The sequence below is a fragment of the Xenorhabdus sp. XBWT genome (assembly GCF_059072735.1).
The window spans coordinates 499,935-511,862 of sequence record NZ_CM180990.1 but is presented as its reverse complement, the minus strand read 5'-3'; the positions used below and the strand labels follow the sequence as shown (position 1 = coordinate 511,862).

The window sequence follows — 11,928 nt, the reverse complement described above, 5'->3', positions numbered from 1 at the left end:
CTCTCTGAATGATGGCGATACACCAAATCTGCTCGACAGCTTTCCTCGAAAAAATAGCGATTAAAACCGACAAAAGATAAAAAAACATTCATATATTTTGCTTACGAATACTTTAACCACAATAAAAATAACCACATAAAATAATAATATTAGTTAATAATTCCGATTATTTATAAATAGCATTAAATACATAATAAATGTTACTTCTCAATGAGTTAACAGTGTGAAATAACCTAAGAAAAAACTTATTATTAAGGGGTATTTACACAGTGCATTTCACTCACAAATCCTCAACTGGAGATTCATTTCATGAGTTTTAATAAAACTACACTGGCAATTCTTCTTGGTCTGAGTCTATGCCAAGGCGCTGTTCAAGCTGCACCTGTGCTCTCTTTAGATAACACCCACGCAGAAAGCATCGCAACAACCAATAACGCTTGGGTTGAAATCAATACCACCACTTTCGAAAATAATATCCACACATTGCAAAAAAAACTGAACAAAGACACCAAAATGTGTGCGGTTCTGAAAGGTGATGCTTATGGTCATGGTATCGGCCTGTTGATGCCATCCATCATTAAAACCGACGTGCCTTGTGTGGGGATCACCAGTAATGAAGAAGCTCGCATCGTGCGTGAAAGTGGCTTTAAAGGACAACTGATCCGTGTCCGCACGGCTGATGTGTCTGAAATTGAAAGCACTCTGAGCTATGACATGGAAGAGATAATCGGCGATCTGGAACAGGCTAAGGCCATTGATGCGCTGGCCAAAAAGCACGGTAAAGAAATTCACGTCCATCTGATGCTGAACACTGGTCTCATGAGCCGCAATGGATTGGAAATGAAAACTGAGCAGGGCAAACAAGAAGCGCTGAAAATCACTCAGTTGCCTAACCTGAAACTGGTCGGCATGATGAGCCACCACGCATTCACCAATATAGATGCAATCCGTGACAGCATTAAAAATTTCAAAGAACAAACTTCTTGGTTGATCAAAACAGCAAACCTGAAAAGAGATGAGATTACGCTGCACGCATCAAGCTCCTTTGCATCACTCAGCATTCCTGAAGCCCAATTCGATATGGCTCGCGTGGGTAGTGCGCTGTACGGCATTCTGACCACCAGCCACCCGGAGTTCAAACCATTGATTCAAGTGAAAACCCGTGTCGCTTCTGTTAAACCTTATCCTAAAGGTAATGGTGTCGGCTACGACAATACTCACATTCTGAAACGTGATTCCATGCTCGCTAACTTGCCAGTGGGTTTCTCTGATGGCTTTAGTTCTGCCATGTCAAACAAAGCCTACGTCCTGATCAACGGTCACCGTGTGCCTGTTGTCGGCAGCGTTTCCATGAATACTGTGATGGTCGATGTTACCGATCTGCCAGACGTGAAGAGTGGTGATGAAGTGGTCATTTTCGGTAAACAAGGTAATGACGAAATCACCCAGTCTGATATTCAGAAATGGGGTAGAATGCACATTGTTGAATTTTCTTCTATCTGGGGAGAAACCAACCCACGTGTTGTTACCACAGATGCTTAACCTGCGCTTAAGATGATAGCGGGTGATCCCTCTTTTTTGGGGTGAATGAACCTTATTTCATTAACAACACAAAACAGTTCGTGATCATGATCTCTTTATTTTCATGACAGAACAGCCTAATATCACTTTAATCACTTTTGAAAATAACACCCCCTCCTTGCGATGCGGGGTGTTATTTTGTATTGAGCCTAATTTGGAGTGTGGTATGAAAAAACCTAAAATTATCATTAATGAACTGGATGCTGAACGTTTAGATTCTCTGTTGGAACAACCCGCATTTGCCAATACCAGCATTGCTGATGCTTTGAATGAAGAACTGGATCGGGCAGAAATTCTTCCTCCGGTAGAAATCCCGGCGGATGTTGTCACAATGAACAGTGAAATTCGCTTTATTGATTTGAGTAACAATGAAGAACGTGTTCGCACGCTGGTCTACCCTGCTTCCCTGCAGGACAGCACCAAACAACTGTCAGTCATGGCTCCTATGGGCGCAGCTCTTTTAGGGCTTAGGGTAAATGATGAAATAAACTGGGCATTACCGAACGGTGAAAAAACCCGAATAAAGGTATTAGAGATACTTTACCAACCCGAAGCCACAGGAGAATATCACCGCTAATTTCCAGCCAGCTCAGTTAGACCGAACTGGCTGCTGTTGATTGAGTATCCCTATTGACCGGCGATACTCATTTCCGGCAGCAATACCGAACCACACTGAATATTGCTGCGTGTTTCGATATCATCACCAATTGTTACCATATTCGCCCACATATCCTTCAAGTTACCAGCAATGGTAATCTCACTGACCGGATATTGAATTTCGCCGTTTTCAACCCAAAAACCGGATGCGCCACGGGAGTAATCACCTGTAACCGCACTGACACCCTGTCCCATCAATTCAGTGACAATCAGTCCCGTTCCCATTTCACGCAACAGACCAGCAAAATCCAGTCCCTGACCCGCTATGTGCCAGTTATGAATGCCACCGGCATGGCCTGTGTTCACCATTCCCAACTTGCGGGCAGAATAAGAAGTCAGCAGCCAAGTTTGCAAAACACCCTCTTTAATAATGTCACATGGCGTTGTACGCACACCTTCACTATCAAAAGGTGTTGAAGCCAGTCCACGCAGCAAATGCGGCTGTTCTTGAATTGTTAACCATGAAGGCAGAATCTGCTTGCCCAGACTATCCAGCAAGAAAGAAGATTTACGATAAATGCTGCTACCGCTGATCGCGCCAACCAAGTGACCAAACAAACCTGTTGCCACTTCCGCAGAAAAGATAACCGGTGCTTTCATCGTTGGTAACTTGCGCGCGCCCAGACGGGAAAGTGTACGACGAGCACACTCCTGCCCAACCCATTCAGGGGATTTCAGATCATCGAAATGGCGACTTACAGTATAGGCATAATCGCGCTCCATATTGCCATTCTGCTCTGCGATCACACAGCTAGACATAGAGTGACGACTTGAACAGTAGCTTTGCAGCATACCATGGCTATTACCGAATACCCGAATGCCATAATGACTATTGAAACTACCGCCTTCGGTATTAGTAATGCGTTCATCTGCCTGTAATGAGGCTTGTTCAGCACGGGCTGCTAATTCAATGGCCGTATCAGCATCCATATCAGCAGGGTGGAAAAGATCCAATTCCGGTGCATCAAATGACAATAATTGCTTATCGGCAGGGCCGGCATAAGGATCAGGGGATGTGTAGCGAGCGATATCAATAGCAGCCTGAACAGTACGGGCAATTGCCTCAGGGCTTAAGTCCGTAGAGGAAGCACTGCCTTTGCGTTGCTGATGGTAAACCGTTATCCCCAGAGCGCCATCACTGTTAAACTCAACATTTTCGACTTCACTGAAACGGGTGCTGACACTAATTCCCGTGGTTTTATTGACCGCGACTTCCGCAGCATCACAACCGGCTTGCGCTAATTCCAGAGCATGGGCAACTGCATCTTCCAGTTGCTGACGCTGCTCTGCGATTTGTTGATTGGTGACTATCATTAATTAACCATAATCCAATGAATTAAAAAGAAAACTCGTCAGAAAAAATGCCTCCGCCCACGTCATGGCATGAATGCCGAGTGGTAATCAGGCAATTTTCCCAGTTACAATACACAATATTAGGATGTTAACACCCACCGGACGATAGGTCATGCTCCAAAACACACCTTATCCGACCTTTTTAGAAGGAAAACAATTATGGCAAAGCAGCCTGAAGATTGGCTCGACAATTATCCTGCTGAAGAGGAAGAAGAAGAGATAATCTGGGTCAGTAAAAGCGAAATCAAACGAGACGCTGAAATACTGAAAAAGTTGGGAACGGAACTGGTTGAACTCAGCAAAAACCAACTGGCGCGGATACCACTGGATGAAGATTTGCTGGCTGCCATTGAACTGGCACAGAAAATCAAACGTGAAGGTCGTCGCCGCCAATTACAATTAATCGGAAAATTATTGCGTGCCCGTGATCCTGAACCCATCACCATTGCGCTGGATAAACTGAAAAATCGTCACAACCAGCAAATCGTTATTTTACACAAGCTGGAAGAGCTGCGTGATAAATTGCTCGAAGATGATGATGCTTTTGAGGAAGTTATTGCGCTGTATCCGCATACAGATCGTCAACAGCTTCGCACACTGGTTCGCAATGCTAAAAAAGAGAAAGCGGCTAACAAGCCACCAAAATCTTACCGTCAGATTTTCCAATATCTGAAAGAGTTATCGGAATCAGCTTAATCAGCCCTCCACCGCCATTTCGTTAAGAATTGGCGGTATTTCCCTCTGTCATCCCCCTTCTCCATTACCATTGTATTAAATCGGTTTAAGTTAACACTTTGAGATAAATGATGCAGAAATGTAATATTTAATGGGGTGGCTTTTTTACTTTAAATCATCTCCACTCCGTTCCCTAAAGTGACTGAAAACCATACAAAGGACATCTCAAATGCCGTTAGTTATTATTCCTGATGATTATCAAGAAGCTACAAAAAAATTCAGGCTTTATACCAAAACAGTGACTTTGAAGTCGTTTGCCTCGGTGCCCTTGACCGTGATCCTAAAGCAGAAGAGCTATTATCCAAAGCAGATGTCCTGATACTCATTCGTGAAAGAACCCTCATTGATGAGAAACTGTTGTCTAAAACACCCAATTTAAAATTAATCAGCCAGACGGGAAAAGTAGCTTACAATATTGATCTGGAGTTATGCAGACAGCGCGGAATAGCTGTTGTTGAGGGCACGGGTTCACCTATTGCCGCAGCCGAATTAACTTGGTTATTAATTCAAAGTACCATACGCAAATTTACTCCTTCTGTAGAAGCAATGAAAACAGGTCATTGGCAGACGGAATTTGGTGATACCGTAGCAGGTAAGACACTGGGAATCGTCGGTTATGGCAAGATAGGCCAGCTTGTGGCCAAATATGCACAAGCATTTGATATGAAAGTGCAAGTTTGGGGATCAACACGTGCACAAGAACAAGCACAACAGGAGGGGCTAATCGTTCCAAGCTGTCGTGAGGAATTTTTCCAAACTTCAGATGCTGTTACCCTGCATCAACGATTAGTGACAGAAACTATCGGCAGCATCACACTTTCCGATCTGACTCACATGAAACCTACCGCAGTATTGGTAAATACCGCACGCTCTGGGTTGATAGAAGCAGGAGCATTAGAAAAAGCACTCGACTTAGGCACTCCCGGCTTTGCTGCATTGGATGTTTTTGATATTGAGCCAATTTGGGATACCAGCCACTCTTTATTACAACGGGATAATGTTCTTTGTAGCCCACATATCGGCTATGTCACAAAAAGCGGCTATGACATTTACTTCGAAAACGCATTTAAAAATATTGAAAAATATTTTTCTGGTGATGAAAGTCATGTAATTAATAAATAATAATTTATTTTTTAACTTTATCCTCCTTTTTCAGAAGGGGGATATCTTGTCACTATACCCAATAGATTTAAAAATGCAGCGCGACGGCGAGGGAACAACAAATTCGTCGGGAACGAATTTGCCCAGCCAAAGGCTGGCCTCTGGTGAGAGGCAAGAGCCTCTCATTAATCCCCAGAAGCATAGATAACCGTATCTTTATAAAAAAGCAGAAAAAGTTCAATCCATCACATTAAACCGCAGTTTTCCTTCCAGCTCTTCTTCCGCTTCTTCAAACAACAATAAGCTATTCAGTCTGTGCTCAAGAATTATCAGGCTGTTCCGCCTACGGTCAGGTTATCCAGTTTAAGGGTTGGCTGACCAACACCGACCGGGACACTCTGGCCTTCTTTGCCACATACACCGACACCTTTGTCTAGGGCAAGGTCATTGCCAACCATAGAAATTTGCTGCATGGCTTCAATGCCGGAGCCAATCAGTGTTGCTCCTTTCACAGGTTTCGTAATTTTACCATTTTCGATTAAGTAGGCTTCTGAGGTTGAGAAAACAAACTTACCGGACGTGATATCCACCTGGCCACCACCAAAATTCGGAGCATACAGCCCACGGTCAACACTGGCGATAATTTCTTCTGGTGTGGAACTCCCTGCCAGCATATACGTATTGGTCATGCGTGGCATTGGTAGATGCGCATAAGATTCACGGCGACCGTTGCCTGTCGGAGCTACACCCATCAGGCGGGCATTAAGTTTATCCTGCATATAGCCTTTCAGGATGCCATTTTCAATCAGAACGTTGTACTGCCCCGGTACGCCTTCGTCATCAATAGACAATGAGCCACGACGTCCTTCAATGGTTCCGTCATCTACCACGGTGCAAAGTTCAGAAGCTACCTTTTGACCAATCTGACCAGAGAAAACTGATGTACCACGGCGGTTGAAATCACCTTCCAGACCATGCCCTACCGCTTCATGCAGCAAAACTCCCGGCCAGCCAGCGCCCAATACGACCGGCATCGTACCCGCCGGTGCCGCAACTGCTGACAGATTAATCAGTGCCATGCGAACCGCTTCACGGGCAAATTGATCTGCCAATACTTGACCGTCTTCAGTTTGCAGAAAATATTCGTAGCCGTAACGAGCACCACCACCACTGCCGCCACGTTCACGTTTGCCATCTTCTTCCACCAACACGCTGACGGAAAGACGTACCAATGGACGAATATCTGCGGCTAATGTGCCATCTGTTGCTGCTACCAACATCTGCTCATAAACGCCGCTCAGACTGGCATTGACCTCTTGTACGCGGGAGTCTTCTGCACGGGCGATTTGATCAACCCGATGCAATAAAGCAATTTTTTCTTCCCGACTCATGCTCTGCAATGGGTCAACAGCGGTATAAAGTGCTTTATGCGTAACGGCACCTAACGTATGTGCAATGCCATTGCCGACCTCCCGCACAATACTTCGGGCTGCCTGCGCACTTTGCTGTAATGCGACCAGTGTAATTTGATCAGCATAAGCAAAACCGGTTTTTTCTCCACTGATCGCGCGAACACCTACACCTTGATCAATATTATAAGAACCATCTTTAATAATGCGGTCTTCCAATACCCATGTTTCATGGTAACTAGATTGGAAGTAGAGATCGGCATAGTCCAGACGACGTTCTGCCAATTGACCCAAAACAGAAAATAAGTCTTGATGATTTAGATTATTAGCAGCCAGTAAGTGTTCACTGACATAAGTTAAACTCATAGTGATTACTCTTTACCTTAATTTGTATTCTTTTTTATCAAAGAAGTCAGTTGTGGGCGGAATCGATTATGTTTGACCACTTTTATCTGTTCACGCATGTGAGTCAGACTATCCCGCCGGATATTAAGCTGTAATGCGCTGACGGTCAGCGGGTTTTTCCTGATAATTTCTCCCCAACCACTCACTGCCATTGAGTGGCCCCATGTTCTGCGGGTGCCGTGTACGCCAACCTGTGCTGGTGCCAAAATAATACATTGATTCTCAATAGCACGTGCTCTCAGCAGTGGTTCCCAATGTGCCTTGCCCGTCAGGCGAGTGAAAGCAGCCGGAACAGAGATAAGTTCAGCCCCCTGCTCACGCAATGCCTGAAATAACCCGGGAAAACGCAAATCATAACAGATAGTCATGCCCAAACGACCAACGGGTGTATCAACAACGGTAATGTGTTCTCCACGCTGGTAAATGGTGGATTCGTTATAAGCACCATGTTCATCGTTGATATTGACATCGAACATGTGGATTTTATCGTAGCGGGCACGGATTTTACCCTGATCATCAAACAACAGGCTACTGCTCGTGATGCGGGAGGGATCTTCCCGACTGATCATTGGCATGGAACCAATCAGCAACCAAATGCCGTAACGCTGTGCCATCTCACTGACCGCTTGTTGCAATGGCCCATTTCCCTGCACTTCTGCATATTGGCGGTAGGTTTCAGCATCGGCGAACAGCAACGCATTTTCCGGGGTCAGAATTAATTTTACTGTGTCTGGCAGTTGCTTAATCTGTTGTTCGATTTGCGCTAAATTATATTTAACATTCGTTCCACTACATAATTGTAAAAGTGCAACATTAACGTTTCTCATGACCCTTTATTCTCCTTAAGCTGACGTAAAACTTCATCAATTTTAGGCTGTTCGAGACTACCCGTTAACCGATAGCGAATCACTGATACCTTATTCCATAGCGGCCCCAGCACTTTTGTTGCCGCAAAAACTGCTGCACCAGCCACCGGATTGACGGCAAAGGCTGTCGCTACTCCCACCGTTGTCGAAATTTCTGGTGTAATCACCAGATCCATATTGGTCTGACGATGAACTAAGTCTGTCCATCCTGTGGCATTAATATCTGCTGCTAATCCATCAATGAGGAAATTATCGGTATGCATAACGCCATTTTTTATCGTTGCGTCACCACGAATAGCATCAAAGTTGAAATCATTACCGAATGTATCACTGAAATCCAATTGTAATTTACGCAACAAGGCGTCAAAGCTGATAAGTCTCAGTAATTGCCCTGCCCTGCCACCACCCAGTTTGGCGATAGCCCCTTTTTTCATATTTCCAGTCAACGTCCCGTTCAGTGTCTTGAGATCCGGCTGCCACGGAACATCTTGCCACCTCATGTTAAAATCAAAGTTGAAAGGTGCATCAATAATCGGAACGATGAACCCCAGATAAGCGGCCATGTCATCGAATTTTTCTCCCGATAATTGCCCTTTGGCTTGGGTATGGCTTCCGGTGTCACTCTCATACCACCGACCGGATAAGGTCAGCTTCCCGGCACTGTTCTCCACTTGTCCATTGGTCAGAATCAAGGAATCACCTTCCGGCTTAATCGACGCAGTTACTTTGCCGAGTTTTAGTCCAGCAATCCAGCATTCTGCGCATGTAATATTCAGTGACGGCCAATTATCCAGAGAATAATGAGGTGATGATGCTTTATTTAACGTTAACTTGTCGGCATCAACTAGTGGATCTGCCACAAACCGTGGATCGTAATAAAGATAATTGATTGATGCCTGCATTGGTTTATTTTTTTGAATAAACAGACTGCCGTCAATCTCTTCACCGACCGCGCTGACATTCATGCTATCCGCTTGTCGGACGACATTGAATGCCAGCTGATTCCAGCGCTGTCCAGCAAGATCCAGTGAAGGTAAAGAAATTTCAAATACGTTTGTCCACAGCAAACCATTATCTGCCGATGAATGCCGGCTCAAAGGCTCAATTAACGCCAACAGTTTTTCGCCATCAATTGCAGGTAATTCTAACGCCAACAACGATTTTTTCGGCAACGCCGGGTATCCTTCGCCATCCGTTGTCAGAATACCCCGTTGCAAGCGGGTATGTTTTTTCTCCAACATCCATTGGGTGTTGAACGCGTATCGTTCACCGATTGAGCCTTTCATCTGGAGTTGATCCAGATCGCCGGCAGCAAGGATATTGACGTTATTCCATTTCCGCAGGGATGGTGTATCCAATACCGGTAATTTACTGTTGATATGTGACAAATCGGCATCTATTGCAACACGGTATTTCACCTTATCCTCTGAGGATAGATCACTTGAAGGTATTGTAATATTTACCTTACCCAGCCAATTCAGTGTTCCAGATAGCTTACTGCGGATCTCGGCAGGCAGTCCCGGCAATGTCTGTGCCGCCCAATGTGCACCCAAGTTCACATCTACCTGATAATGTTTAGGTAAATCTTTGGTAGAAAAATGCAGGGACAACGGATTTTCAAACCAATGGGCAGACAGTGAGTCACTGGTTAAATTACCATTGTCAAAACGGAACTTACCGCTGAGGTGTTCCATTTTGCTATCCAATGGCTTGATGAACAGTTGGGTGTCTTTGAGTATCACCTCACCACTCGCATTAACGTCACCCTGCTCCAAGGGAATGCCCAGATGGAGTCTGCCATCCACTTTTCCCTCAAGCTGCAAGCTATCCAATGCACTGCCAATCGATCCCGCCAATGGGCTGTGATTAAAATAATCGTGGATGTTTTTCCCATCGCCGGATAATTCAGCATCAATGAACAGTTTATCCTGACCATAATCAGGGATCGCCGCCGAAACTTGGTGGACGTCCACCCGGCCTAATCTCGCTTTCTGGGCCTGCATCCACAATCCGTTATTCTGGAAATTCAGGTCAATATCCAGATCCAGCAGGGCTGGCCAGTCAGGTTGATACTGAAAGGTTGCATTGTGCAAAGGAACAAAGACCTGAAATTGGCCGTTGTTTTGTTTAAATGGAAAATCATGGGGATTGCCATGAAAAATCAAAGTCGCCTTATCGACCTTTCCCTTAATCAAAGATTCTGTCAGATAATCCGTCAGCGCTTCCCCCATCAGTGTTTTAGGAAAATAACGCCATGCCTCACCTAAATCATTAAGTCGGATCCCTGCGAGCATTTCCAGCACAGGCGGGGCGGCTTGCGGTTGCTGATAGCGGAAATCCCCGTTGAACCACAGTGATGTGGCCTGTAGATCCAGCCCCTTCCCCCATAAATCCAGGCCATGACGATCATTTTTCCACTCAATGCGCCCTTTGCTGTCGACGATATTGAGCGGAGCCTGAAACATGTTCCCATAATCAATGGTACTGTTTTGCAATTTGAATTTGAAAGTTCCCCGCTGCTTATTACCATCTAACATGCCGCTGAAGTGGCTGACGGAAGGCAATTCTTTCCAGAGTAACCAGCTTATATCCTGCCATTCCATACTTATTCCCATCTCTTCGGGAAGTTCTGGCGTAATATCGAGGGCAAAATTATTGAGCATTCCTTTCGGCTGCCGGTATTGCCAATCTTTGACAACATCAGGTGTTAAAAAAGAGAGCGTCGGCAATATGCCATTTAAACGTTCAAGCTGAATGTTTTCGGCACGAATGCGCCAGTGATCTTTACTCTGGTATTGACGGGACTGATTAAGATAAAGCGCTTTGATATACCCCTCAGTCCATTGCTGGTTATCGGTTTTCAGGTTTGATAAATTGGGAATATTGAATAACCAGCCTTCCCCCTGACGACGCATTTTCAAGAGTAAATCATTAACTGCAAGCTGGTGTTTTTCATTCCCAACATGCCAGTCAGCCGTCCCTTGTTTGAGTTGCAGGTGCGCGCTATCAATGCGCCCATCTTGCAAATTAATCCAGCTCTCCAAGCTGAAATGGGCATTTTCCAGCCCCGTGTTATCCTTCAACCAACGGCTTAGCCATAGCCGCATGTCAATATCATCGGCCTGCAAATAAATCCTGCCACTCTTGATAAATCCATCAGTATCTGTCAGGTCTAGCTTTACCTGAACAATACCTTCCTGACCATTAATCGAAGAAAGGCTTACACTGCCTTGTGCCCGATGGCGGTTGTCTTTATTCAGCCACGTAAGCTGTGGCAACAGTAAATCAGCTTTTTCACCGGATGGCGTCAAAAAGCTGAATCGACTATCGTTCAGATCAAAATGGTTAAATTGTTCAAGAAATAAAGAAGAGACGCTGTCTGATTCTGAAAGCATACTATCGCCATCTTGCCCAAACAGAGCCTTGTTATAGTTAACCTGAAGCTGGTAAAAGGACAGATCACGAAAATACCAACGTCGTTGCAAAAGAGAGCGCCAGACATCCAGAGAAAGTTCTATCTTTTTGGCATGGATATCGGCATTTTCAGCTTTCGCGCTGATATCACGAATTTCCAGACTGGGGCCAAATGACTCCCAGTGACCACTGATGTAACCAATATTGACAGGTATATCTGTCACCGCAGTAATTTTCTCAGATAATTGCTGACGATATTCATTAATATGTGGCAGGAAGAAACGCAATCCACTGACAAGCAAAGCCACAATGATAATGACTATTGCGGCTATCGCTAATAATATGCCCGGCAGTCGCCTCACACATGTCTCCTTGGTGTCAGCGTTGTAGCGTTATATCAATATGCA

General features: G+C 44.9%; 8 protein-coding genes. 4 read left to right on the top strand and 4 right to left on the bottom strand.

All coding sequences use genetic code 11. The annotated features are described in order from the left end of the window. Positions 1-309: 309 nt before the first annotated feature. Together alr and rnk are read left to right on the top strand one after the other, a co-directional pair. Positions 310-1,542 carry an alanine racemase gene (gene alr, locus AC5JQI_RS02195; RefSeq protein ID WP_493913573.1) on the top strand — a complete coding sequence of 411 codons (1,233 nt, stop codon included), beginning with the start codon at positions 310-312 and terminating at the stop codon, positions 1,540-1,542. Positions 1,543-1,747: 205 nt separating this feature from the next. Then, a complete protein-coding gene (gene rnk / locus AC5JQI_RS02190) occupies positions 1,748-2,158 on the top strand; it encodes a nucleoside diphosphate kinase regulator (RefSeq protein ID WP_237386535.1) in 411 nt (136 codons plus the stop codon). A 50-nt stretch (positions 2,159-2,208) separates the two neighbouring features. Here rnk and pmbA read toward each other — a convergent pair whose 3' ends face one another. Beyond that, positions 2,209-3,552: a metalloprotease PmbA gene (pmbA, locus tag AC5JQI_RS02185; protein ID WP_493913572.1), complete on the bottom strand. Its 1,344-nt coding sequence runs from the start codon at positions 3,550-3,552 to the stop codon at positions 2,209-2,211. 198 nt (positions 3,553-3,750) lie between these two features. On the opposite strand from pmbA, the gene yjgA reads away from it, so the two are divergent. Beyond that, entirely contained in the window at positions 3,751-4,287 is a 537-nt protein-coding gene (yjgA, locus tag AC5JQI_RS02180) for a ribosome biogenesis factor YjgA (protein WP_092549209.1), read from the top strand. Positions 4,288-4,542: 255 nt separating this feature from the next. Then, positions 4,543-5,448 (top strand): D-2-hydroxyacid dehydrogenase family protein, encoded by a 906-nt coding sequence (locus AC5JQI_RS02175; RefSeq protein ID WP_493914587.1) that lies wholly within the window; start codon positions 4,543-4,545, stop codon positions 5,446-5,448. Positions 5,449-5,756: 308 nt separating this feature from the next. Here AC5JQI_RS02175 and tldD read toward each other — a convergent pair whose 3' ends face one another. Genes tldD through yhdP form a run of 3 tightly spaced genes read right to left on the bottom strand, consistent with a single transcriptional unit; the run spans position 5,757 to position 11,883 of the window. Then, complete coding sequence (gene tldD, locus AC5JQI_RS02170; protein WP_493913571.1) at positions 5,757-7,202, bottom strand: metalloprotease TldD; 1,446 nt, start codon at positions 7,200-7,202, stop codon at positions 5,757-5,759. Between the two features lie 17 nt (positions 7,203-7,219). Beyond that, positions 7,220-8,068: a deaminated glutathione amidase gene (gene nit1 / locus AC5JQI_RS02165; RefSeq protein WP_493913570.1), complete on the bottom strand. Its 849-nt coding sequence runs from the start codon at positions 8,066-8,068 to the stop codon at positions 7,220-7,222. Beyond that, positions 8,065-11,883, bottom strand: coding sequence for an AsmA2 domain-containing protein YhdP (yhdP, locus tag AC5JQI_RS02160; RefSeq protein ID WP_493913569.1), 3,819 nt, complete (start codon positions 11,881-11,883; stop codon positions 8,065-8,067). Before yhdP ends, nit1 begins: the two co-directional genes overlap by 4 nt. Positions 11,884-11,928 lie beyond the last annotated feature (45 nt).